This window comes from Pseudoalteromonas sp. Z9A6, assembly GCF_011378805.1.
Taxonomy (GTDB): domain Bacteria; phylum Pseudomonadota; class Gammaproteobacteria; order Enterobacterales; family Alteromonadaceae; genus Pseudoalteromonas; species Pseudoalteromonas distincta.
In genome coordinates, this window is the sequence record NZ_WTKZ01000049.1 from 1 (window position 1) to 24,193 (window position 24,193).

Here is a 24,193-nt window from a genome sequence, read left to right on the forward strand (position 1 = left end):
TTGTTACCCTGGAATTTTAAAACATAGGTGTAGTTCGCTAGACGCTCACTGAATATCTAAAGCCACTGAGCCTTGAAGCCGCTTGGTGACAGATTCACCACTATTTTGCAAACTCTTAATAAGACTATCAGCTACTCGATTACCCTCATCAATAGATACATTTGTAGATGCTGGTTCCACAGCGGACATTGCGCCTATCGCGTATTTGACACCAGCGACTTCATTCAGGTTTTCAAATGATTCTGATTTCCTGACATCAACCCCACGCTGTATTGCATTATTGGCAGAAAAAGACTCCATAGAATCATAAATAGCTCGTTCACGAGTTCCTTGTCTGCGCTCTTTAAGCGATTTCAACCGTTTTTCAAAGTCAATCATTATTGAATCCTTTTTAAACTCATAACACCAAATGTCTTTCTTCCTGCACTATTGAAATAGGAGGCTTTACCAACCGTTAGTTCTTTATTAAACTCAACTTCGCAGTAACCTTTATGAGAATTCAACTCATGGCTCTGCTCTATTTCTGGCTCATTTTTGTAACTGTATGAAAGAAGCCAGCCACCTGTTGGACCGAACCGCTTAGAAAGCGTCGCAGTATAACTTTCGCTTTGACTGTTTTTTGTTTTTAGGTGTACTTGGATATTTTTCCAAGTTTGCTCAATTCCAATAGAACCTTCCCAATCGAATTTAGTAGTCCCATCATCATTTAGCGTTTGCCCCTTAAGTTCCCATTCCCCATTTAAGTTTGGAACTTCAAAAAATGAAATTTTCCATACCCATTTATTGAATATCCAATGGAGTAAAAAATATACTACGCCTGTGGTAATTGTTGCTTTTGTAAATGCCTCAATACCACTTAGATTACTAGCAATAGCCAATAGCTGAGCGACTCCACCTGAGAGGGCAATAGATATAAACCCCAACCACCTTCCGATAGTAGATCTATCATGTCCAAATACAGCATAATCATGCATAGCTTTCTCCGTGATTTAACCGTAGCAGCGCCTTGTTAGGCTTTTTAGTAAAATGAAACGTCATTATTTGAATCCTTGCTAATCTGAGTTAGCCGAACCCTGCCAATTGTTTTTCGATCAGTGTAATAGTGACCAGAAAGTTCATACATTTTTCCTTTCCCCGAGTCTATAGTCCTTATATCAAATAATGTAGAGCCATTATAAGAAGGCCATCCTGGTGTTTTTGGAGTTGAACGATAGACGTAATATAGCTTCTTTTGTCCCTGCTCAATTGTTGGCGTTGTTTCCAGGGTTATTGATTTAGTCGTTTCGCCATGCATGTCAATTTGAGTTGCAAGTAACGATTGTCGAATCACAGCTTTAGCCGAAATTTTTTTACCATCTTCTAAAGTGATTTCGCCTTCCCATGTTCCATTTAGATCAGGAAACATTGATTTATCAAACCAAGCTAAAACAGCCCATATCTTCCGAGATATAAAGGAAGTCAATAGCAATAGAATTAATAAGGTACTTACTATTGAAGATATCGTAATAACCTTAAATAGCGATATATCAGGTAGCCAGTATGTTTGTACAAGGGCGTAAATACCCATACTGATGACAACGGTAGCAAGAGCAATGTACTTTAAAAGTAGGTCAAACTTAACGATCCTGAACAATTTGGCAATCCTTGCTGTAATCATCTAATGTTGAATACTCATGAAGGCAATTTTTCCCATTGCTCTTAGCTGAAATTAAAGCAATATAGGATTCACGAATACTTGACCCAGACCCTGCGGAAAAAGTAACTCCATTTGGAGATATTTTCCTTATTTCGGAGAATATAGATTTCATGTCAATATCTTGTTTCGTAGACGCCGCGACTCCATCGGCAGCGCAAAAAATGATGTCAAATCCATGTTCCTGAAGCTTAACTGATATTGCCTTTGTAGAAGCCCTAATAGAGCTGCTTAACTCCTCAAGCCCGTTGCAGTCATTACTCAAATAATATGATGTAATCTTTCTACCTACATCATCACCATCAATAGAAATATATTTCAACTAGAACCTCGGTTGTAAATAGAGTTGGAGCCTAACATTTTAGTATTTATGCGACACGCAGTATGTGCTGCATAATCGCTTGTTGGACTGAGGCGCTCCCTTCTCGGTGTGTCAGAGTTGGTGTTGTTTATGCTATGGGAATTTGCTTTTTAGAGACATTAGCCAAATCATTTGGTTTGAACAGCGAATCTATTATTAATGAAGCTTTCCCTGCATTGCTCAGCGCTTATTATGTATTCATTACACCTAAATTTGCCTTAATAAGCAATTATATTTTTTACGCGCACAGAGCCCGCTAGCCTGAGCAACTAAGCAGGTTAACGAATTGATTTTAGGCAGCTCTCTTGTTCTGCTTTGGGTAACTGCCGTAGTTCTTTCAAATTCGACTCTAGAGCATTTGCGTTAAGTGGTTTTGGGGCAAAGGTGAGTTATATTGATAAATCGTCGATGGACAAAAACGTTTTAGATCGTCGGCTATATTAGGTTAATTTCGCATAAAACGAACCGAATACGGAAATTGCTTTGTTGTAAGTTAGAGCGAAGCGGAAACACAAAGCAACTAATGCGTTTGTTATATTCTCTTACCCATTGACTCCTGAACCTCTGCACGAGAATCCTCGAATGAAGGTCGAAAATGTGGATTAAACCCGTTATCTAACGTCATTGAGATTGTATCCAAATGTGAGCAAATATAACTATCTAATGTGGTGAATACACGCGCAAGTTGTGATTTGTAGTTTTCCATAGATAAAGCTTCATCAAGAGCTTTTAATGAATGTAGTTGAGCATTGATAGCACGCCATGATGCAAAAAGACTTTCGTAGCAAATCAAGAAGTCAAATGATCGCCGGCCAAACTCTTTAACGATTAAATCAGGGTCTTCGCTACCCTGATAATGAGTGTGAACGGAGCAAAACTCTGCGGCATGATTGCTTAGTATACTATTTAGAGTTTTGTTATCCATTGTTGATATTTCGCGACTTAGCTCCGACTTAACGACTGCTGAAAAAAATAAAATATCTGATTCGATTTTCTGTAATTTTAATGTGTCGAGAGTATATTGCTGCTGCTTTTGATGGGCTTTGAGTTGAATATAAATAAAACCAATAGAAATAACAGTGACTATCGGCCCTAATATTCCACCAAAGAAGCTTCCCATTTCAGCCCATTTAGCATGATCATCCCATAGGCCTAATCCAAATTGATTCGTATATAGGAAGATTGGAACAAGCAAAGCTAAAACAAAGGTGATGCTTAAAATTTTCAAATGTTTACCCTAGAAAATAACGCCGGTAGCACCAGCTAGTTTTAAGTTGGTTGAGCGAGTAGCGAAAGCAGCTTAAAACTAGTCTGCGTGCCTACCTTTGTTATCACATTTTATTGGAAATTTAATACTGTCTTAGAATTTACCTCAATGACACGTAATTTCTTTATATCAGAGAAATCTACTCGAAAGTGAAGATCACCATTTGGAGTAGTAATTTTTTTCTTAATTTGATCAGCTGTTTGAGCGACAATGGCCTCTAAAAACTCTAAGTCTCGATAGATAAGCTGAAGACTCATAAAATCAGTCATGGAGTCACCGTTAGTCATGCGACCACCACCTGGTGAAAAATAAACTGTTCCATCGGAAACTTCAATATCAACATTGGTATTGCATCTCCGAAGATTTGTGCGCTCTAAAGCACTTAATTTAGTCCCACTTAACGTGGTTTTCATGTGAGATATAGTATCTGGCCAGTTATTATGAATAATTTCTAGCAATGAAGTATTTACCCATACATCAGGATACCCCTTACCATGAGCCAATATCTGTATAAACAAAGCACGGTCAGCCAAAATAAAGACAAACACAACATTCTTTGTACGTTCGACCACTCCGTTTATTTGTTTACCACCTAAATGAAAGTGATGAATCCCCCAATCATCTAAGGCTGCATCATTATAATCAGCTCTAGAAATTGTTTTACTCAGGTTCGGAGTTAAACAATCTCCAGCCTCTATTTTTTTAACTAAGTAATCAAGCCCTCTTATGTTTTCATCTGGGCAATAAAACTCGCTAGAGAAAATCACTTTTCTTGGGGTCTGCATTGGTAGTCGACGATTAATATTGAAAAGGATAATGCTATTATCAGCCAGATCCTTACTATCATCATACTTAAACCCCTGCAAAAGTAGCTCATCACTTACATGAGCTTTCCAGTCATTCTTAAAATCATATTTCAAAGACGGAACCTTCTATCCAAGTAGGTGATAACATTTTATAGTACGCGCGTCGCGCATCTTTCTGCCGATGTCACGCTCATGTATTAATAAATCTATTTTTAACAAATAACGTAATGCATAGCCAACTATAATTTTCTATTGGCGCTAAAGATATTCACAAAAAATGCGCTCGTTGCCCATTACCTTGAATAAATGCACGAACTACACAGTTTGGAAATCAATTAACTCATATTTTAAGCCAACCTCAATGTCTGGTTATCTCTCAAAACAGATCTTTAGGGTATTTGCGTTAACTCATTTTGGGGCAAAACCAATTTGCAAAATATGCAATTTGCTAACTCGAAAAGGGGCAGAAACGAGTTAATCATTAATGACTGCTCCTGGCACTTTTGAGAAGTTCAGCTGTGAGCGAATAACAGACGTTCATTTTATTACGAGTTTGGACTGAAATGATTTCCAAAAACACAGCAAGCAGTGGTAGTTGAGTTGTAGATTGTTCTCAATCAAACAGCAAGGCTAAAAATCAATTTCAACAAGCTTTATGCGATTTAACTAAACCACCTCTATAAAGTAGTGCATTTTAATTTAATAACTTTGAGTTAATCATTGTTTGTGATTTACTATATTCTCAATAAATAGAAGGAGCTTTTATGAGCGAAGGACTTGTAACATTTTTCAAATATAATTCATTGGGCTTTGCTCGTAGAGCTGATGATTACTTCGAACCTTTGAGTATGGATGTAATGCTCAACTCCTTACAAAAATGGTTTCAAGACAGAATCTCTTTAGAAGATACGCTGCTGTGGGATGACCAAACAGTCGGCTACAGTAACCGTAAAAAAGTGTATTTAAAGGCTTTAGAGCGTGATGAGGAAACAGGCGATTACATGCTTGTCCTTTGGCGTGCAATTGGCCAGGGAAATGGCGTATACGGCATTAAGGCTGATGCTGGGCTAGAAGACAATAACCTTTATAATGCTGACGATAACGTTGGTAACGACCGTGTTATTTGGGGAGAGGCCGCTTATTACTGGTTTATTCCGTCGTTAGAAATTTTCTCCTCTATTCGTTTTCCTAATTCTGTTGCAGACACCGAGATTATGAACCGATTCATGCGTGACTATGTCGAGCTGCATAGTGACTTTAGACAAAGAAAAGTCGTAGAGAAAGAGCGCAAAGGCGGTAAAGGTAAGTATCTTTCTATCTCGTTTGCTCCGACTAAGCAAGGCGAGAAAGGTAATTTATGGTTTCAGGCTTATTCTGAACAGTTTAAGAAGCCAACTACTAAATCTGATTTAGAAGATCTGACAGGTAAAATCACGCACTTCGTTAAGCGTGATGTGATTAGCGCTCAGGTCGTACAGCAAGGCGGTTGGACTAATTTATTCAAAGATCTACCTTTTGTATCAAATCAAGTTACGAGAGCTGATAGAAAGGTAGAGGTTAATATTGAGGCTAAGCCGACAGTAAGAGAACTGAAGGAGATGATTGACCTTTACGAACGAGAGTACACAGACGGTGATGACTGGCGAAACATTGGCTTTAAAAAAGAAAACTCAGGTGTTGTCTGGTTAGATAACTTCGTCGTTAAAAGCACTTTATCTGTAAACGACTTAGTAGGTGGTGGTCGTGATGATACAGGGCATTACACAGCAGAGCGTTTGTTTAAAGCGATGGAGTTTTCGCGTGACAAGCTACTGTCAGCCTTTATTGAAGAAGAACAAGAAGAAGCGGTTGGCCAATGATGAAGGCCTTTATTTGGCATGTGGCTTTAGTTTGCTTCATAGGGGTCGTTAGTTGGCTGTTCAGAGGTGACCTAAATTACAACGATATATCGCCAATAGTTAGTATTTTGCAAAATGGGTCAGCTATGATTTTCACTATCATGGGGATTTGGATTGCTTATATTTACCCCCAAGCCATGCGTAAAGTTATTCAACCAAGCTCGTCAGCTATCTTCCCAGACGAAGACAAAAAGCGTGTGCAATTGCTGGTAGGTGTAATCGTTATCTCTGCGGTAATACTGGCGATACTGTTGATAGGTATTTCTATGAAACCATTTTTAGTGAATTCAAGCTTGTACTTGAAAGCGCCTGAACTGTTTTCGTTTGTTGGGCTTAGTATGTTACTTTGTCTTGTCTATGCTCAGTTGTTTTGTATTTATAGCGTAATAGCGTCAAACATTAATTTTATAACTGATTTGGCTAATAAAGAGAATGACCAAAAGCTTAACAAGAAGCTGAACAGAACCAACGAAGATTAGTGGTCAACCCTGTTTAGTGCGGTTTTTTAGTTACTGAAATGGGGTAATATTTTCAGGAGTATTATGAGCGAATAATATAAATATGTTTTCGCGCTAAGATAGGGAAAGTGTCCTCAGATAAAGCTGTGAGTTTGGCTCGTACATGGATGATTGATTTAAATGTCAAAAATATATAAATACTTTTCAAATGATGTAATAAAACTCGTTTTTCAAAAAGAAGGTTTTTGTGGTGTCAAATGCTCTTTACCGCAGGATTATAATGATCCCTATGAGCTATTTCTTGGGATGGATTTGAACACTCCTGCTGATCAGCTTGCTTTCTATAATGATATTATTTCTGATATTCCACAAAATCCTACAACATGTTTTTCTAAGTCTCCCATTGTTGCCCCTATGTGGGCGCATTATGCAAATAACCATACAGGTTTTGTATTAGAGTTTGATTTAGAGAAGTTGCAGGAACATTTTAAAGGTAACCCTATTTGGGATGTTACCTATAGAGATGCTCCAAGCGAGCATCTTCAACCTATCCTTCAAAGGGCTGCTGTTTTAAAAAAACCACGTCACTCGTATGCCTTACAAGAATATATTTTTGTTGAATCGTATTTTGCTAAATACGATGACTGGAAATATGAGCAAGAATGTAGGCTTGTTGATATGAGAAAGGTTACAGAGAAAGTTGCTGGGAATGATATTTTATATATTCCCTGTGATTTGGTGACTGGTATTATCATTGGTTCAAAATACCCTAAGGAAAACGTTGGCTTAGCACAGGAAATAGCTGAAGAAAATGAATTGACTTGGTATGAGTTAGTCATCGGTAAAAGCTATCCGAAGCCGTATATGAAAAATGAGTCTAATGATGTTTTTACATTCTCTGGTAGCGATATTTTAATTGCGTCCAATACTTGTGAGAGTTGCCAAGAGCCATTAGTCGCGAAGGGCGATTTATGTCCTTGGTGCAGCATAACAGAAGCTCATAAGGATGACGCTGTTAGAAGTAACCCATTTAGAATGTTAAGTTCAATGGGGCAACTGGAAAGCTATATGCAATCTATGGGTAAAATAGGGAAATAGTTTTGCTAAACAAAAACTAATAAGTCGTTTAAGAGGACAAAAACAGATAGCTGCTTTCTTTGTCCAATATTTTAGCCAACAATTTTTCGCCTCTTAACGAGGCATCGCCAATGTCCACTTCTGGCACATATGCGACTGTCAGATTTGATCAAAAACTAAAAATCAAACCTGACAGATTAAGTTAAGACTTCTTCATATAATTTTGTTAACACCAAGCGACTTTGTCGTATCTTAATTACCAAGCGATTCTGTCGTAATCGCTAATTACCAAGGGAATTTGTCGGTCATTTTTTTACGTGTCTGTTAGTGTTTTGTTTTTGGAATACTAGAAGGCATGTTGAGGATGATTGTGATGGATTCTAAAGCTCAACTCACCGTTGACATCATAGCTAAAGTGGTTGAAGGCAGGATAACAATTGCCAATGCTGCTAAGTTACTCAGTAAGTCTCGACGCACTATTGAACGCTACGTAAAGCAATATCAGCAAGTCGGTATTCAATTCGCTGTTCATGGTAACAGTGGCAAAGCCCCACCCAACAAAACGCCGGTATCAATAAAAAAAGTGGTTCAAAAATTGATTCAGGAAAAATATTACGATTTGAATCTGTTGCACTTGGCTGAACAATTAGCTACGAATGAGAACATTGTTATTAAGCGTGAAACCCTACGCGGTTGGGCACATGATATTCATCACGTTAAACGAGCCAAACGAAGACGTAGCAATGTTCGAAAGCGCAGAGAGCGCATGGAAGCACCGGGTCTAATGATGCAAATGGATGGCAGTCCACATCGCTGGTTTGGGGATAAAAAGCACTGTTTAATTGCCATGATTGATGATGCGACCAGTGAAGTATATGCTGAGTTCTTCCCGTCAGAGACCACCGTTGGATGCCTGAAAGTCATGAGAGAATGTATCGAAACGAAAGGTGTGTTTAAAACGCTTTATGTGGACAGAGCCGGTATCTTCGGCGGCCCGAAGCGCTGCAACTTCTCACAGATGCAGAGGGCTTGTGAGGAGCTGGGCATTGAAATCATCTTTGCCAATTCCCCACAAGGTAAAGGGCGCGTCGAACGGGCGTTCGATACCTTCCAAGACCGATTGGTGCCCGAACTTAGGTTGAACAATATTAACGATATTGCCGCTGCCAATGCCTACCTTAAGCATATCTTCATTCCGCAGTTCTGGCAGTCGAAAGTTCAAGTAAAATCAAAGCAAGCACCTGAATTTACGCCTCTGTCGAAACACATCAACCTTGATGATATCTGCGTCATTAAAGACCATCGTAAAATACGTAACGACCATACCTTCAGTTATGGCAACAAGTTCTACCTAATAGATTCACCGCTCAAGCACTCCATTGCCAATCAGAAAATCGAGATAAGGAACACGAGTAAAAAAGGGTTTACCGCTCACTTCGCTGGTCGCAAACTCAAGATCTCGGAAGTTAATGAGCCAAGCAAACTGGCATCAGAAGACTTGGCAGTACAGAAGAAACTTGAAGTATTAGCGTTAATCGAAAAACTCGGAAGCGTCAGCGCTGCATCACGCCAAAGTGGCGTATCACGAGACACTATTCATCGGCACTTAAGACTAGTTAAGCGAGGTGGCCCTGAAGCATTAAAACGCCAAGAAACACCTAATCTACGGCACAAAAACTGTGTGGATAAGGCGATAGAAGACGCCGTTGTGCAATTCTCAATTGAACACCCTCACCTTGGTCAGCAGAAAGTCGCGATAAAGCTCAGTGAAGCCCTTGGTGTTGATATTAGCGCGGGCGGTGTGCGCAGCATGTGGCTAAGAAACAATATGAATACCACCGCATTGCGAGTCGAAAAATCTAATGCTCTGGCTGAATCGGCATAAAAGGTAGCCAGTTTAGTAACTGGCTGATATGCTATTTACGACAAAGTCGCTCGGTAATTAGACCGACATAATCCCTTGGTAATCACACTTCTTCATATAATTTTTTGGGATAATTGATTTATCCAATTAAGCTAAGATATTCTTGCTCTGTTAACACTTCTACGCCCTTATCTTTTGCGGCATTAATTTTTGTTTCACCAACCTTTTCGCCCGTTACCAAATAGGTCGTGTTACCTGTAACAGACTTAGCTACTTTTGCTCCGAGTGTTTTTGCATGTTTTTCCATGTCTCCACGAGAACCTTGTTGCATGGAGCCAGTAAAAACAACAACGGTTCCAGCAATTGGAGAATTTAAACTTACTCTATCGGACTCCTTAGCCGTAACACTTAATTTAAAGCCAAGATTATAAACCTTAAAAAACTCTTCTCTAATGTTTGCTAGGCCTTCAACGATAGCTTCAGCGCTCAGTTGTGCAAATCCATCTATCTTAACCATATCCTCGACTGATATTTCGAAAAGCTCCACTATAGGACAATGCTGAAGCAATTTCTCGCAGTTCCCACCACCTAATCGACTTACTCCAAAAGCTGAGAGGAAACGCCAATCTTCTATTTCAATCTCACGACTTGCTTGCAGTTGATCTACTAAGTTTTGTGACGTCTTATCACCAAAGCCAAAAGCTAAAAATTTATGTTTAGGAATTTGATATATTTCATGTATATGTTTAATTCCAAAGTTAGTAATCTTTTCTATAACTTTAGGCCCAAAACCATCATTGTTACCTAACGTCTTGAAAAAATGTATTAAAGTGTTTTCGGTTTGGGCTGGACAATCACTTTTGTTAGGACAAATTAAATGATCTGACTCCCACAAGAGCTTCGAGCCGCAACTAGGGCAATTATCCGGGAGTTGAACCTCAGATTCCTTAATAACTCTTTCAATTTTTGGTATTACAAGACCACTTCTGACTATTTCAACTATTGCACCGGAGCCAATTTTTTTGGTTTTAACCATATTATAATGATGGACAGTAACCCTCTTAATTGTTACACCACTTAATTTTGTAGGAACTAACTCAGCTACAGGAGATATGCGACCAGTCCTTGAAGTTTGCGGTGTTATGCTTATCACTTTTACTTCAGCAGAATCTTCATTAACTTTAAAAGCAATTTGCCACCTATGGCTCTTTCTTGTAGCGCCCATATACTCTTTCAAGTCTTCATGAGTTGTTTCAAGAATGACACCATCGATATCAAAATCTACAGCTTTCCATATTTCTTCAACTATTGACTCGAAATTTTCAATGATTTCAGAAAAGTGAGCTGTTTTGTTTTTAATTAAAGTGAATGGATAAAAAACGCATGCACCATCTTTTATAGCTTTCTGGACGTTTTCGTCTAACTTCTTTTCTGCGATTATAGCTGCTTGTATATTTCTTGAGTTTTCAAAAATATCACTCAATTTACTATCGAAATAACTCTTCTTAATGACTATTTCACCGGGACCTAAACCTCGAACGCCATTTTCTGCAACTTTTAGCCCTCTATCAAATGCCCTTGTGATATCTTGGCCTCTGTAACCATCGCCTCTTGTATATAATTTCTGACCATCATCAAAAGCTGCGTAACCGTCAAGTTTCGGTGTTACTCTTAAATAAATATCTTTTTCTGAAATATTAATTTCTTGAGCCGCTTTCAAGATCCTTTTCAACCATTTTTCTATATCTTCTTTTGAATAAGCTTTTTCTGTTGAAAGCATTCTTTGCGGTAATTCTACTGTTTTTGCTTCTGCAAGAGCTTCAGGTTCAACTTTATTAAGGTATGGGTGAAGGTGATTAATACTTCTTAGCATAGAAATATATAAATCATATTGTTCATCTGTTATGACTTGAAGACCTACTCTATAAAGAGCGTTTGATGCTTTTAAGATTTGTACTAATTCATCTGAATCTAAGTTTGATTTATCAAAAAGACTAATTAACTCATTTGGCTTAATTTCTTTATCTATTTTTTTTAGAGTGTCTATTTGCTCATTACTGAAAGTGGCTTTTAACATTACAAGATATCCTTAATGGGCTGCTGTCGATAGAAGATTTAAAGAAGATTTGCCATCGGAAAAATGATTATTCATATAGTAACTTCTTATTTGATGATTCCTACTTGAAACAAACTTACTTAAGGTGACACTCACATCTCCTGCGCGGCGAATAATAACTGTATCGCCTACTTTTACGCCTAAACGTGCAACTTCATCACTGTTATGAAGCGTTGCATTTGATACGGTAACGCCACCCACAAAAACAGGCTTCAAACGTGCAACAGGTGTAATGGCGCCAGTACGACCGACTTGAAAATCAACATCAAGTAGTTGGGTTATTTCCTCTTGCGCCGGAAACTTATACGCAATAGCCCAACGAGGAGCACGTGCCACAAAGCCTAAACGCTCTTGTAAGGCCTTTTGGTTTATTTTTATTACTACGCCATCAATTTCATATTTAAGCTCACCACGGCGCGTTAAAATATCGCTGTAGTACTCAAGCGCGGCTTTAGGACCTTCAACTAATTTTGTTTCTGGGCACAGTGGTAACCCCCAGTCAGTCAGCTTTTCTAGTTGCTGATAGTGATCCTCAGGAATGCTGCCATCAGCTACAAGCCCGGTACTATAGGCATAAAACATGAGTGGGCGTTTAGCTGTAATTTTAGAGTCGAGTTGACGCAAACTCCCCGCGGCTGCATTACGCGGATTAACAAATACTTTTTCACCGCGTTTTTGCGCTTCAGTATTTAATTTATCAAAGCCAGCGCTGTCCATAAATACTTCGCCGCGCACTTCAAGCTCTTTTGGGTAATCGCCACGTAACTTAAGTGGTACATTACGAATTGTTTTTACATTTTGAGTAATGTTTTCACCGGTAAAACCATCACCTCGCGTAGCCGCTTGTAGAAGTACACCATCACGATAAATAATTGATACAGCTAAACCATCAAGTTTTGGCTCACAACAAAAAGTAAGCTCATCGGTACTCATTAAACGCTCTTTTATACGGCGATTAAACGCAGTGAACTCTTCTTCACTAAAGGCGTTATCAAGCGATAACATGGGTACTTGATGCGCTACTTGCTCAAATTTACTCAGTGCGGCACCGCCTACTTTTTGTGTCGGAGAGTCGGCGGTTAAAAATTCAGGGTGCTGCATCTCTAGTGCGCTTAATTCGCGTAATAACCTATCGTATTCAGAATCAGGAATACTGGGGGTGTCGAGCACATAATAGTTATAGTTGTGTTGCTCTAATGTAGTACGAAGATGATTAATTTGCTCACTAATGCTGCTAGACATTTAAACCTCAATAAACATAAAAAAGCCACTTTGACGATTCACCGTCCAGTGGCTTATAAAAATATAATGTATGCGTTATTTACGCTGAAAAAGAACGAACCTGTTCAACATATTGCCTGATGCGCTCTACTGTCATTTCATTTCGCTCAGCATCTAAAATTTGTGCACCAAATTCATCCGCTAACTTTTTAGCTGCGCTGTGCAACATATTAAATGCCGCTAGACCATCGCCGTCGCACGGTAACGTCATAAATAAGCTTACCCCAGCGGTACTAAATTGTTCCATATTATCAATATCAAACGTACCTGGGTTGTACATATTTACTAATCTAAACAAAACAGGACCTTGGCCAGCCGGATCTAAGTGGCGATTAAAAAAGCCTTCCTCAGAATATTTAAAACCTAAAGTATTAACTGTTGGTAATAGTTTACTGCCCTGCATACTAAGCTCTTCTGGCATTTGAATATGCACAATAACAAAGTCAGACATTTGAGCAGGCGCTTCTTCAGCACTTTGATCTTTTGTTTCAAGATCATCAACTATTTCTAAGTCATCTTCAATCGGTGTTTCTGGCACGCTTGTATCAATTTGCGGCTCATTTGCATCAAAGTTAAGCTCGCCAAATTGTGGCTCATCACGTTCGTCTTGCATTGGCTCTTTTGGCTCAGCCTCAGTACGAAACGGTTTAGATGAAGCTGGTGCGCTTTGTTGTAATGGCTCAACCCGTTCATTATCCGATACTTCTGGGCGGTCTTTTTTTCTAACTGACCACAATCCATGTATTAATAAACCACCAATGACAATTACACTGATAACGATTAAAACCCATCTTAATTGTTCGGCCATCCCCTCACCTTTTATTATTTGATATGCCTAAAACCTGTATATTAATGAAAAACTAATACACTTGTTATAAAAATTTATGCGTGTGCAAGTTGCACAGCTTGCTCTATATCTACAGCAACCATACGCGATACGCCAGGTTCTGCCATAGTAACACCTGTTAATCTACCTGCCATTTCCATCGCAATTTTATTATGACTAATATAAATAAACTGCACTGATTGTGACATTTCTTCAACCAAACGGCAAAAACGCACAACGTTGGCATCATCTAGTGGTGCATCTACTTCGTCCAGCATACAGAAAGGAGCTGGATTGAGCCTGAATATAGAAAACACTAATGATAATGCGGTCAGCGCTTTTTCTCCACCACTTAACAAATGAATTGTTGAATTTTTCTTACCCGGTGGTCGTGCCATTATACTAACACCACTTTCGAGTAAATCGTCACTGGTTAATTCTAAATACGCGCTCCCACCACCAAAAACTTTAGGAAATAGCTCAGCAAAGTCTTCGTTAACTTGATCGAACGTCGCTTTAAAGCGTGTTTTGGTCTCACTATCAATTTTACGAATTGCACCTTCAAGGGTGCTTAACGCTTTTGTTAAATCATCTAATTGATTATCAAGATAATCACTACGTGCTTTGGCTAAATCAAACTCTTCTATTGCCGCCAAGTTTACTGCACCTAATTTATCTAACTGATTAGTAAATCCTGTTAACTGATTTTGTGCTGCACTTAAATTTAATGAATCTGGTAATTCATCAAGTATTGCTTTTAAGCTTTGTTTCAACTCTTCTAATGGCTCAAGCGCAACTTGCGCTTTTATTACTAAGCTTTGTTCTTCAATTGTTAGCTTTTGGTGCTGCTCTTGCAAGCCCACCAGCTCACCTTGTGAATTTTTAAGGCTTATTTGCTTAGTGTTTAAGCTCTCTTTCGCCTGAGCTAATTCTTTTTGTAGCAATACTAATGCCTGCTCACCTTTTTGATGCTGTGCTAAGAGCTGCGTAATTTTATCGCTAAGTTCTTGCTCTGGTATCAGCAGCTCTTCTATTTCACTAAGTAGTTCTTGCGCACCTTCTGATGCACTAACGTGCTCTTGCTCTGCATGGCTCAATTTGGTTTGGCTTAACTGCCATTCACTGCGTGCCTTTTGCTCTGAGAGCGTTGCCTTATGTGCTTGTGTTTTATATTGCTCAAGCATGCTTAATGCTTCGCTATAACTTTTATCACTTTGTGAGCGCAAGCTATTTGCAGCGTCTACTTCATCCGCTAAGTTAAGTTGCTGCTCATTCAACACTTCAAATTGCTCTGTTTGCTCACCAAGCACGGTATTTAATTGTAAAAGCGCAGTGGTTAATTGCTGTTTTTGTTGCTGTAGCTTTTCTAGTTGTAACTTAAATTGTGCTACTTGCTGCACAAGCATATCGCTGCGCGTACTGGCTACCGCTATATTTTGCGCAAGCTCATGTATCGCTTCTTTTAGCTCGCTTTGTTCGTTAATTAATTTTATTTGCTCAGCTGTATGTTCGTCACAAGTGTGTGTTACTTGTTGTAGCTCGTCCTCGGCATTAGTTAACTGCTGCGCTTTATCTTGCAATTGCTTATGCTTTAAAAGTAATGAGTTTTCTGCATTACATTCGGCACTTACATGCCAGTTACGACCATATAAAGCACCGTTTTTATCCATAACAGCTGTATAAAAACTATTTTTTAGTATTTCTAAATCACCGCTTTCACTATAAGCAATACGTGCTAAATGCTCTGGATAAACACCGCTTGTTATATATGTAGCTAAGCTATTTGTTGGCACACTTTTATCACTATTTGGCCACACACTGTTATCAGCTTGCTGCTCACTTACATTTAAATGCTCTAAAGATTTAAGTGCTTGCTCTATTAGAAGCTCAAAGCCTTCTTTAACACTTAGCTGATTAAACAAACCATTAGTACGTTCACTTTTCTCATCAAGCCCTAATGTACTTTTAAGCCCCGTTATACTGGCTTTTAACTCGTTTATTGTTTGAGTGAGTGTCGAATATTGTTTTTGTGAGTTATTAACAAGCTCATTTTGCATTTCAAGCTTAGCAGTGCACTTCGTATGTGCTGTTTGTTTAGCGGCAAGTTCTTGAGTTAAGGTTTGTGTTTGCTGTGTTTGCTGTATTAACTGCTGCTCTACATCACTACTTTGTAGCTCGCTAAGCTGAACAGTTAACTGATCAATTTGCTCGTTAACATGATCAATTTGCTGCTGAGTTTGTTTAATGTGACTACTATGCAGTTGCGCATTATTATTAAGCTGTTGCTGTTGCTCACACAAAGCTTGCCAATGAGTATGGTGGCGCTGCTTAAGTGCTAATAATTCCTCAAGTTCATGCGTTAACCCACTAACTTGCTCTTCACATATTAAGGCGTTTTCACTTGCCTCTTGCAGGGCTTCATTAAGTTGCTCGCACACAATTTGCTGCTGCGATTTTACCTCAGCACTTTGAATTTGGCGTTGCTGTAATTTAATTAAACTTTGTTTAAGCGTTTGGGTTTGCTGCTTTACATTGATTTGTTGTTGCTCAGCGCGAGTAAGCTCGGTGTGTATTACATGTTGCTGATGCTGTGCATCGCTTAGTTTATTTTGCTGGGCTTGTACTTGCCCCTCTAGGCTTGCAAGTACATCGTCATGCCCTGAGTTAGCGGTTTTAAAAAACAAAATTTGATCATTAAGTTTTTTAATTTGGGCACTTTTTTCAAGTTGCTGCTGATGTAACTTTTGCCATTTTAAAACCGCAATTTGGCCTTTTAGCGTACGTTCTTGTACTTTTAATTCGCGGTATTTTTTTGCATCAACCGACTGCACAGCCAATTTATCTAACTGACTTTGTAGTTCTTTACGCACATCTAACAAACGTTCAAGGTTTTCGCGAGTGCTCTTTATACGAGTTTGTGTTTCACGGCGACGCTCTTTGTATTTAGAAACGCCAGCGGCTTCTTCTAAAAATACGCGCAGCTCTTGTGGTTTACTTTCTATTAAGCGCGAGATCATCCCTTGCTCAATAATTGCGTAACTACGTGGACCAAGACCGGTGCCTAAAAATATATCGGTAATATCGCGCTTACGGCATTTACTGCCATTTAAAAAATACAGTGACTGTCCGTCGCGCGTTACTAAACGCTTAATAGCAATTTGGTTTCGATCGGCAAATGTGTTTGAAGGACTTCCTTTATCGTTATCAAAAACAAGCTCTACAGAGGCTTGTGATATGGCTTTTCGATTAGTTGAGCCATTAAAAATAACGTCGGTCATGGCGTCGCCACGCAGGTTTTTAGCAGAGCTTTCACCTAGCACCCATCGTACTGCATCAATAACGTTAGATTTGCCACAGCCATTGGGGCCAACAACACACGTCATTTGATCAGGAAATGGAATTTTAGTGGGCTCTACAAACGATTTAAAGCCCGCTAATTTAATAGTGCTTAAGCGCATCTTATTGTTATTACCGATTATTATTGTTATTGATTACAAACAATTTAACTCATTAACAGTTAAATTGTTAAGCTTGTCGTTTAAAATTATCTAAAATAATACCGGTCGCCATTGCCACATTAAGCGACTCTGCACCACCAAAAGCGGGGATGGTGATTTTATTAGTTACTAACTTTGCACATGTCTCGCGTATTCCATGCGACTCACTGCCCATTAGTAAAACGCCTGAGCCCGTAAATTGGGTTTTATGCACGCTTTGCCCATCTAAAAAAGCACCGTAAACAGGTAAATTTAAAGACTGTAGATAATCAGGTAAATCTACTTGGCTTACCGATACCCTTACAAATGAGCCCATCGTGGCGCTAATTGTTTTTGGGTTGTAAGCGTCTGCGCTGTCGGTGCTAGTTACTATATGTTTAATACCGTACCAGTCTGCCACTCTTATTATTGTGCCTAAATTACCAGGGTCTGATACGCCATCAAGTGCGAGTATTAAGCCACTTGCTTGTGGTAAAGCTGCCTTTGGCATATCAACAATAGCAATGGCTGCATTATTGCTAACTAGCGTGCTGGCTTTGGTGAGGGCTTCTTCATCAGCTTCAATAAAGTTAGCTTGCGGATACTTACCTTGGTACGCATTTATAAATTCGTTTGTAGCAAAAATATTAACCACATTTAATGGGCTGTTTAATAACTCAAGTACGTTTTTCTCACCCTGTACAAGGTATTGATTATATTGCTTTCGGTACTTTTTTTGGCCAAGTTGGCGAATAAGTTTGAGTTGGTTTTTTGAAATCATAACAGCCCCATAAAATTATCCAGCAAGTATAACAGATTTCGTTATAACATCTGAACTCGAAAAGCAGCGAATGGGGCTAATTTATCTTACTCGCACTTCTTTCGAAGGTCAGATCAATGCGAATAAACATGCCTTTTATTGCCTCTAATTGATTTGAATCGTCAACCGTCTGAGCCAATTCCTCATAAAGATTATCTGACGCTTGCTTAAACTTATTATTAAACTTGCCCTTGGTTGCCAACATAAATGCATCGGCTAATGTACGCTGCCACTCATTTAAATACTTTAGCTTTGTATTACCAGCCAAATTTTCACAAATTGAGTTTAATCGAACCGACGCATGCCCTAAATTTAGAGCGGTTAGTGCAAGATCAGTAATTACGCGTGAGTGTGAACCTTGATCGTAATTAGTTAGGCGAATTAACCTATCGGCCATGCGGCGGTTATACCAAATACTTGGGGTTGGATGGTTATTTATTTCGAGTAAATCTTTATAAGTGGCCTTAAAAACACGATGAACAAGTAATTGCACACTCGGGCCTGTGAATAACTGAAAAATCCAAAATAAAATACTCACCCCCGCAAAAATTGCCATGGCAGAGCTAAGTGTGTAATCGATTGAAAACGCAAGGCTCATATCGGTACTGGGTCTTACCAAAATCGTAAATGGGATACAAAACCCCAAGCCATATGGCAATGTTTGTTGATCAGCTAGCAGCAGTAAACCCAGAAAATAAGGTCCTGCTAATACAAGTAGCAATATTTCTAATTGCCCACCACTTTGTGATAATAAATTGAGTGCGTAAAAAATAGTTACAATAGCAGCGACCACCACGCCTACCAATAAACGCTTTATTACCACCTGTAAAATAGCTAACGGTATTCTCGCCAACATTATCGAAAATATGACCGGTAAAATCATAATTAATAATGCAGCAGAAGAGCCTGTATTAATCCAAATAAATGCGCCGATAGAAAACACCAAAGCAGTTCTAAATCCAACAATTATGCCAGCTAATGGGTCGCGATATGTAAGCATACTGGGTGCATTTAATAATGTTTTATCACGCTCTTCTAACGCTCTGTATGCGCGTAGTAAAATTGTTAAGTCGACTGCTACTTCTAAGCTCACATTGAGCATGTGAGATTCAAATGGCGAATCACACACCGTATTTGCTCTATAGTCGGTTAGCTCTTTACGCAGCGTTTTAACTTGTTCGGCGCAGTAATCAAAATCGTCAGACTCTTTAATTTGCGCGAATACGTGTTTAAGTTTACTTATTAATTTGTCTAATGTGGGAGTAATGAGATCTGCGTGGTTTCGTTGCAGGCGACCAATTATTTGAATTGAAGCCAATAAAGAAAGCACTTTTTGCGACAATTGATTTGCAGCACGTGAGCGCCCTGGACCTTTTGGTCCTTCGTACCTTACTGCGCTGGAGTCTTCGTTTATAGATCCTAACGTTGCCATAATGCCATCTATTTGTTGATGGCGATTTTCGTGCGAGCCTTTAGAATCAAGCTCAGTTACTAAATAATCTAACGTTTGGTTTATAACCGACCGCGCTTGTACTTGTAGTAAGTGTTTAACTTTTACAGGCCAAAACAAATGGCTCACAAGGCCTGCACATATTGAGCCTATTACTATTTCACTCACGCGCGCTTGTGCTATATCAAATATACTTTGACTGCTCACCATTGCCGGAGTAACCATGACTAAAAGTACAATAATAGCGGCTGTTACACCTGCCATAGCAAACGCATAAACAAAGTTTGCTTGGCGTACCATTGCCGATAACGCAGAGTTTACCCCCAACCATAATGCCAGTGCACCGAGCGCTAAATAAGGGTAGAGAATTAACTGAGTTAAAAGCAATATGCCAAATAAACCACCCACTATGGTGCCTATTATTTGGCAAATTGCTTTTTCAATAACTAATCCGCTTTGCGGGCGTAATTGCAAAAATATAGCCGAGACTAACGCCCAATAAGGTCTTTCAAGATTAAGCCACATAGCAATAGTAAGCGCCATTACCATGGCTATAACGCCCTTAGTCGCAAAAATAATTGCCTGTTTTTTAGGAAAAAACAAATTTTGTAATACAACGCCCACTATATTCCCCTTAACGTGTAGCGAGATGTATTGTGGCGGTCATTCCTGCGCTAAGCTGTGTATTTTCGGGCAATGAATCTAACTTAATATCAACAGGAATACGTTGCGATAAACGTACCCAATTAAATGTTTGTTGTACTTGTGGTAAAAGCTGACCGTTACTTTGTGTATTCGTATTTGCAATGGCTTTACCTACACTCACTACATGCCCCGTTAATTGCTTACCACCGCTTAAAAGCGCTATTTTAGCTTTTTGATCAGGATAAATAAGCGGTATTTTACTCTCTTCAAAGTAACCCGTTACGTAAAATGAATCTGACTGAACAATAGCAAACACAGGTGTGCCTTGAGCTACATAGTTACCTTGGCGTAAATTCAGATTAATTATTTGCCCCGATGCAGGCGCAACAATTTTAGTTCTATCAACATTTAATTGCGCAATTGTTTGCTCTGTTTTAGCTAGGTTATAATTTGCCTCAGCAATTTTAGTATTGATACGTGTTGATTCTAGCGTTTCTTCACTTATTGCCTGTTGAGTGTTTAGCTCAACACGTCTTTCGTATTTGTGTTTGGCAAGTTCCCATGTATACAATGCGTTTTCTGTGTTTGCTTTACTTTTATCAAGCGCTGCTTGATAACGCTTTTGATCAACATTAAAAAGTACTTCGCCTTTTTGTACGTTTTGACCATCTTTAATGTTTAAAGCAGTCACCCAACCCGACACGTCTGGAGCAACTGTAACTATGTCTGCTCGAATGCGACCGTCGCGCGTCCAAGGAGTATGCATGTAGTCAGTCCATACCCAACGCCCAGCAAAAACCGCAGCTATAACAACCAATATAGTAAAAGTAATACGCAGATATTTAATCATTCAATTTATCTTCCACTTAGTAATACCAACCCGCAATAATACTTGAGTAATTTGAGGGCTTAAACCTGACGCTAACTGTGTTAAAAATTTCTGATATAGAACAACTAAATAACGAAATTTTTGCCTTGTTATCGACACGGTTTTCTTGCCTCAAAATAGCTCAATTAATTAAACAGATTGGTATAAATAGACGGCGAGTGCTAAGTAACAAACAAATAGTGACACCTCAAACCAAGCCACTTTCCAAATACGGTCATGCCAATCTAGTCGATGCAAAGCAAAACGAGTCAACGCCGTTAAAATAAATGCAATTGGAAAGTAAACAATCAGCGGGCTAAACTCTAATCCCCCTAACACGACTGCTTGGAACATAATAAATATCCTAATGTTATTTAAAGCGGTGATAAAAGCTGTAAAACCTAAATAAATTTACATCCGCACTACTCTTACAATCTATTATTTTGGCATATAAATCAATTAGCTTAATTGTACGTAGGTGTGCTTAATACATAATTAATGCCATTACATTTAAGCAGCACTAACTATGTATAGTAGCTAAATCGCATATTAAAAAGCTAAAGACCCCAGTTACCGGCCAAATACATAAACCAGCGAGGTTTATTTATAAAAAAGTATTAGAGTATTCAACTTAATACTTAAAACGCCTATTTATAGCTGTTTGCAGAAGGGTTGGATAATTATAAACATTGAGTTTTGCACTAAAAATGGGTAAATTAACAAAAAAACAACATGGATATAATTTAATGGAATCAATACACCCTACCCCATCTGAAACAACCCCACCAATAAATGAACCTGCTGAACCAATTTTTAGCGGAAAAGTGCAATTTAGTGGTAAAGGCGGTGAGTTTTTTGGAATTTGGATTGTAAATATATTACTTAGCGTTATTACGCTTGGCATATACTCAGCGTGGGCTAAAGTACGTACGCATCGCTATTTTTACGGCCACACCCGTATAGATGGTCATAGCTTTGACTACCTAGCAACACCAATACAAATTTTAAAAGGTCGGATTTTAGCGGTTGTTGTATTTTTTATTTACACATTCTCTATTAGCTTTATGCCTATTTTAGGCCTGTTTATTGCTCTTGGTTTTATCTTTTTAATGCCATGGATTATTAATCAAGGTTTACGTTTTAATCTGCGTATGACGCGCCATCGTAATGTTCGTTTTGCTTTTAAAGGCAATTACGGCGAAGCCTTTATTAACTTTATACTTTTGCCTATCGCCAGCATATTTACACTTTATTTATTAATGCCTTACGTTATAAAGCGTATTGATAGCTATATACATAGCAATATTAGTTATGGCGATAAACCACTTACTGTAAATTTAAAAGGCGAAACCTATTACTTAACAGCGCTTATTTGCTTTGTAGTGAGCTCTATCACCATGGTGGTATTTATGGGGATTTTAGGGTTATTTGGTCTCAATTTATTAGATGTTGAAAATCAACAAAATTTAGAAAGCTCCCCTGCAATGGTTATGCTACCTATACTTATGATGATTGCCTATGTGCTGATGATTGCCATTGTTTCTGCTGTATGGCACGCCGCTATTCGTAATCACATTTTTGATAACAGCCATTTTGAAGGCGTTGCTACATTTAAATCTGAGCTAAAACCAGTTCCTTTCGCTGTTTTACTACTCACTAATATGTTAGCTATTGTATTTTCTTTAGGGCTTGCATACCCATGGACAAAAGTACGTACATCAAAAATGCTCGCTGATGTAACTAACGTTACTATTTACCCTGGCGCATTAAACCTAATCGATACCGCGCAAGAACAGCAATCATCATTTGCTGAAGAAGCTGCAAACGTATTTGATATTGACCTTTCTTTAACTTAAGAGCTCACCATGCATGTAAAGGGACATTTTTTTCCCATCGCATCGAGTAACTATCAAGTGTGTGTTGCAACTATTAGCGACACACACATTGACGTTATTAACGATGAACACGTTATAGCTCGCCACGCAATCTCAAGTCTAAAATTAAGTTCGGGGATGGCAGGACTTGCCGACGAACTAAACTTTGAAGATGGCAGTCGTTTTATTCCTCAAGATGTAAGTTACAGATGGCCATTTAAAGAAAATAACCACCACGTAATGGAACGCCTTGAAAAAAGTAAATGGGCAATTTTAGCCGCAGTAATATTTACACCGCTTTTTATGTGGTTAGTACTTTATAAAGCAGTACCCGCCATTGCTGTTTACAGTGTTGATACCCTGCCACGTAATGTTGTAGAACAAATGGGGGAGCAAAGTTTTACACTAATTAAAAAGATTGCGCTTGACCCAAGTGAGCTGCCCGCAGAGCAGCAAGCTAAAGTACAAGCGCATTTTACAAGTATGCTTAATGCGTTATCGCTTGATCAATCGGTATATAGATTATCGTTTTATAAATCCGACAGCTTTGGTGCTAATGCGTTTGCACTACCCCATGGCCGTATCGTGGTCACAGATGATTTAGCAAATTTACTTGCCGATAAACCCAATGCACTAAAAGCGGTATTGCTACACGAAATGGGCCATGTAGTCCACCAGCATAGCGTACGTATTACAGCACAATCTGCCGCAAGTACGATTGTGCTAGCGGTTGTATTTGGTGATTTAGAAGGGGTTGCAGAGGTTGCGTTAGGTACAGGCGCATCATTTGCTCAGCAAGGGTTTTCACGAGATATGGAACGCGAGGCAGATACCTTTGCACTCATTCAATTAGAGTCACTTGGGTATTCGAGTAATGATTTTGCTGATGCAATAGAAGCGCTGCAAGAAAGCCATACCAGCGAAAACGAACACCTAGAAAAAGTAAATGACTTTTTAGAGTACTTGTCTAGCCACCCAAGTGCACAAGAGCGTATTGACAATGCTAGGAAATAATCGCGGTTATATTCAACTTACTCGCTACATAGTGAGTTTAAGTTGGATATACCACGGCTTTTTTCCAAAGCTTTATCATATTGCACCGCTTGAAAAATTAATGACTGGCAGTGCGGGCTATTCTGAACAGGTGTCTGATTTAATTACACGTTCAGCGGGAATTGGTGAAATTATATTTGGCGTGTGTTTATTTGTATTTTATAAACATAAGCATTTGGTAGCTTTAAATATATTGGCGCTTATGGGGCTTTTACTCGCTGTAGTTGTAATGCAGCCACAATTGCTTATTGAAGCATTTAACCCTGTAACTACTAACCTGCCTCTTATTGGTCTAAGCGTTATTTGGTTAAAAGAAATTAAGCAGTTGAATAATCGATACCTCTAAATAAAAAAGGGTAT

Annotated in this window: 21 protein-coding genes; 7 read left to right on the forward strand and 14 right to left on the reverse strand. The window is 38.8% G+C overall.

Going from position 1 to position 24,193, the window contains the following annotated elements; all coding sequences use genetic code 11:
- Nucleotides 1-45 precede the first annotated feature (45 nt).
- The 6 genes from GQR53_RS15770 to GQR53_RS15795 all read right to left on the reverse strand — a co-directional run bounded on the left by GQR53_RS15770 (nucleotide 46) and on the right by GQR53_RS15795 (nucleotide 4,241).
- Complete coding sequence (locus GQR53_RS15770; protein WP_165744474.1) at nucleotides 46-378, reverse strand: hypothetical protein; 333 nt, start codon at nucleotides 376-378, stop codon at nucleotides 46-48.
- Complete coding sequence (locus GQR53_RS15775; protein WP_165744475.1) at nucleotides 378-974, reverse strand: pancortin-3; 597 nt, start codon at nucleotides 972-974, stop codon at nucleotides 378-380. The genes GQR53_RS15770 and GQR53_RS15775 overlap by 1 nt, the downstream gene beginning before the upstream one ends.
- 44 nt (nucleotides 975-1,018) lie before the next feature.
- Nucleotides 1,019-1,633, reverse strand: coding sequence for a hypothetical protein (locus GQR53_RS15780; RefSeq protein WP_165744476.1), 615 nt, complete (start codon nucleotides 1,631-1,633; stop codon nucleotides 1,019-1,021).
- Entirely contained in the window at nucleotides 1,617-2,015 is a 399-nt protein-coding gene (locus GQR53_RS15785) for a mCpol domain-containing protein (protein WP_165744477.1), read from the reverse strand. Before GQR53_RS15785 ends, GQR53_RS15780 begins: the two co-directional genes overlap by 17 nt.
- Before the next feature lie 571 nt (nucleotides 2,016-2,586).
- Nucleotides 2,587-3,282 (reverse strand): hypothetical protein, encoded by a 696-nt coding sequence (locus GQR53_RS15790; protein WP_165744478.1) that lies wholly within the window; start codon nucleotides 3,280-3,282, stop codon nucleotides 2,587-2,589.
- Between the two features lie 110 nt (nucleotides 3,283-3,392).
- Nucleotides 3,393-4,241, reverse strand: coding sequence for a hypothetical protein (locus GQR53_RS15795; RefSeq protein ID WP_165744479.1), 849 nt, complete (start codon nucleotides 4,239-4,241; stop codon nucleotides 3,393-3,395).
- Nucleotides 4,242-4,891: 650 nt separating this feature from the next.
- On the opposite strand from GQR53_RS15795, the gene GQR53_RS15800 reads away from it, so the two are divergent.
- The 4 genes from GQR53_RS15800 (at nucleotide 4,892) to GQR53_RS15815 (ending at nucleotide 9,445) form a co-directional block, all read left to right on the forward strand.
- A complete protein-coding gene (locus tag GQR53_RS15800; RefSeq protein WP_165744480.1) occupies nucleotides 4,892-5,986 on the forward strand; it encodes a hypothetical protein in 1,095 nt (364 codons plus the stop codon).
- A 125-nt stretch (nucleotides 5,987-6,111) separates the two neighbouring features.
- On the forward strand, nucleotides 6,112-6,504 hold the full coding sequence (locus tag GQR53_RS15805) for a hypothetical protein (protein WP_206013321.1): 393 nt from the start codon (nucleotides 6,112-6,114) through the stop codon (nucleotides 6,502-6,504).
- A 159-nt stretch (nucleotides 6,505-6,663) separates the two neighbouring features.
- A complete protein-coding gene (locus GQR53_RS15810) occupies nucleotides 6,664-7,581 on the forward strand; it encodes a DUF2971 domain-containing protein (RefSeq protein ID WP_165744481.1) in 918 nt (305 codons plus the stop codon).
- Between the two features lie 343 nt (nucleotides 7,582-7,924).
- Nucleotides 7,925-9,445, forward strand: coding sequence for an ISNCY family transposase (locus GQR53_RS15815; protein WP_165744482.1), 1,521 nt, complete (start codon nucleotides 7,925-7,927; stop codon nucleotides 9,443-9,445).
- A gap of 118 nt (nucleotides 9,446-9,563) precedes the next feature.
- Here the strand turns inward: GQR53_RS15815 and GQR53_RS15820 are convergent, their stop codons facing one another.
- The 8 genes from GQR53_RS15820 to GQR53_RS15855 form a co-directional block, all read right to left on the reverse strand.
- Complete coding sequence (locus tag GQR53_RS15820) at nucleotides 9,564-11,501, reverse strand: BRCT domain-containing protein (protein ID WP_165744483.1); 1,938 nt, start codon at nucleotides 11,499-11,501, stop codon at nucleotides 9,564-9,566.
- A gap of 12 nt (nucleotides 11,502-11,513) precedes the next feature.
- Nucleotides 11,514-12,782 (reverse strand): NAD-dependent DNA ligase LigA, encoded by a 1,269-nt coding sequence (gene ligA / locus GQR53_RS15825; RefSeq protein WP_240917490.1) that lies wholly within the window; start codon nucleotides 12,780-12,782, stop codon nucleotides 11,514-11,516.
- 79 nt (nucleotides 12,783-12,861) lie between these two features.
- Complete coding sequence (zipA, locus tag GQR53_RS15830) at nucleotides 12,862-13,629, reverse strand: cell division protein ZipA (RefSeq protein ID WP_165744484.1); 768 nt, start codon at nucleotides 13,627-13,629, stop codon at nucleotides 12,862-12,864.
- A gap of 74 nt (nucleotides 13,630-13,703) precedes the next feature.
- On the reverse strand, nucleotides 13,704-17,105 hold the full coding sequence (locus tag GQR53_RS15835) for an AAA family ATPase (protein WP_165744485.1): 3,402 nt from the start codon (nucleotides 17,103-17,105) through the stop codon (nucleotides 13,704-13,706).
- A gap of 67 nt (nucleotides 17,106-17,172) precedes the next feature.
- The gene (locus tag GQR53_RS15840; protein WP_165744486.1) at nucleotides 17,173-17,904 is read right to left on the reverse strand and encodes an RNA methyltransferase; all 732 of its coding nucleotides are present in this window, start codon (nucleotides 17,902-17,904) and stop codon (nucleotides 17,173-17,175) included.
- Between the two features lie 76 nt (nucleotides 17,905-17,980).
- Complete coding sequence (locus GQR53_RS15845; protein ID WP_165744487.1) at nucleotides 17,981-20,017, reverse strand: FUSC family protein; 2,037 nt, start codon at nucleotides 20,015-20,017, stop codon at nucleotides 17,981-17,983.
- Between the two features lie 10 nt (nucleotides 20,018-20,027).
- Nucleotides 20,028-20,888, reverse strand: a complete 861-nt coding sequence (locus GQR53_RS15850; protein WP_008138241.1) for an HlyD family secretion protein — start codon at nucleotides 20,886-20,888, stop codon at nucleotides 20,028-20,030.
- Nucleotides 20,889-21,056: 168 nt separating this feature from the next.
- The gene (locus GQR53_RS15855) at nucleotides 21,057-21,260 is read right to left on the reverse strand and encodes a DUF1656 domain-containing protein (protein ID WP_024605434.1); all 204 of its coding nucleotides are present in this window, start codon (nucleotides 21,258-21,260) and stop codon (nucleotides 21,057-21,059) included.
- 392 nt (nucleotides 21,261-21,652) lie between these two features.
- Between GQR53_RS15855 and GQR53_RS15860 the strand changes: the two genes are divergently transcribed.
- From GQR53_RS15860 to GQR53_RS15870, 3 genes are read left to right on the forward strand one after another with little or no spacing between them, the layout of a single operon-like run.
- Entirely contained in the window at nucleotides 21,653-22,762 is a 1,110-nt protein-coding gene (locus GQR53_RS15860; protein ID WP_165744488.1) for a YjgN family protein, read from the forward strand.
- Nucleotides 22,763-22,771: 9 nt separating this feature from the next.
- On the forward strand, nucleotides 22,772-23,794 hold the full coding sequence (locus tag GQR53_RS15865) for a M48 family metallopeptidase (RefSeq protein ID WP_165744489.1): 1,023 nt from the start codon (nucleotides 22,772-22,774) through the stop codon (nucleotides 23,792-23,794).
- Nucleotides 23,781-24,179, forward strand: a complete 399-nt coding sequence (locus GQR53_RS15870; RefSeq protein ID WP_165744490.1) for a DoxX-like family protein — start codon at nucleotides 23,781-23,783, stop codon at nucleotides 24,177-24,179. The genes GQR53_RS15865 and GQR53_RS15870 overlap by 14 nt, the downstream gene beginning before the upstream one ends.
- Nucleotides 24,180-24,193: the final 14 nt, after the last annotated feature.

Bases quoted from the DNA above. Each gene is read 5' to 3' on its own strand.
- GQR53_RS15770 (WP_165744474.1), bottom strand. From the start codon at position 378: ATGATTGACTTTGAAAAACGGTTGAAATCGCTTAAAGAGCGCAGACAA.
- GQR53_RS15775 (WP_165744475.1), bottom strand. From the start codon at position 974: ATGCATGATTATGCTGTATTTGGACATGATAGATCTACTATCGGAAGG.
- GQR53_RS15800 (WP_165744480.1), top strand. From the start codon at position 4,892: ATGAGCGAAGGACTTGTAACATTTTTCAAATATAATTCATTGGGCTTT.
- GQR53_RS15805 (WP_206013321.1), top strand. From the start codon at position 6,112: ATGATTTTCACTATCATGGGGATTTGGATTGCTTATATTTACCCCCAA.
- GQR53_RS15810 (WP_165744481.1), top strand. From the start codon at position 6,664: ATGTCAAAAATATATAAATACTTTTCAAATGATGTAATAAAACTCGTT.
- GQR53_RS15815 (WP_165744482.1), top strand. From the start codon at position 7,925: ATGATTGTGATGGATTCTAAAGCTCAACTCACCGTTGACATCATAGCT.
- GQR53_RS15820 (WP_165744483.1), bottom strand. From the start codon at position 11,501: ATGTTAAAAGCCACTTTCAGTAATGAGCAAATAGACACTCTAAAAAAA.
- ligA (WP_240917490.1), bottom strand. From the start codon at position 12,782: ATGTCTAGCAGCATTAGTGAGCAAATTAATCATCTTCGTACTACATTA.
- zipA (WP_165744484.1), bottom strand. From the start codon at position 13,629: ATGGCCGAACAATTAAGATGGGTTTTAATCGTTATCAGTGTAATTGTC.
- GQR53_RS15835 (WP_165744485.1), bottom strand. From the start codon at position 17,105: ATGCGCTTAAGCACTATTAAATTAGCGGGCTTTAAATCGTTTGTAGAG.
- GQR53_RS15840 (WP_165744486.1), bottom strand. From the start codon at position 17,904: ATGATTTCAAAAAACCAACTCAAACTTATTCGCCAACTTGGCCAAAAA.
- GQR53_RS15850 (WP_008138241.1), bottom strand. From the start codon at position 20,888: ATGATTAAATATCTGCGTATTACTTTTACTATATTGGTTGTTATAGCT.
- GQR53_RS15855 (WP_024605434.1), bottom strand. From the start codon at position 21,260: ATGTTCCAAGCAGTCGTGTTAGGGGGATTAGAGTTTAGCCCGCTGATT.
- GQR53_RS15860 (WP_165744488.1), top strand. From the start codon at position 21,653: ATGGAATCAATACACCCTACCCCATCTGAAACAACCCCACCAATAAAT.
- GQR53_RS15865 (WP_165744489.1), top strand. From the start codon at position 22,772: ATGCATGTAAAGGGACATTTTTTTCCCATCGCATCGAGTAACTATCAA.
- GQR53_RS15870 (WP_165744490.1), top strand. From the start codon at position 23,781: ATGCTAGGAAATAATCGCGGTTATATTCAACTTACTCGCTACATAGTG.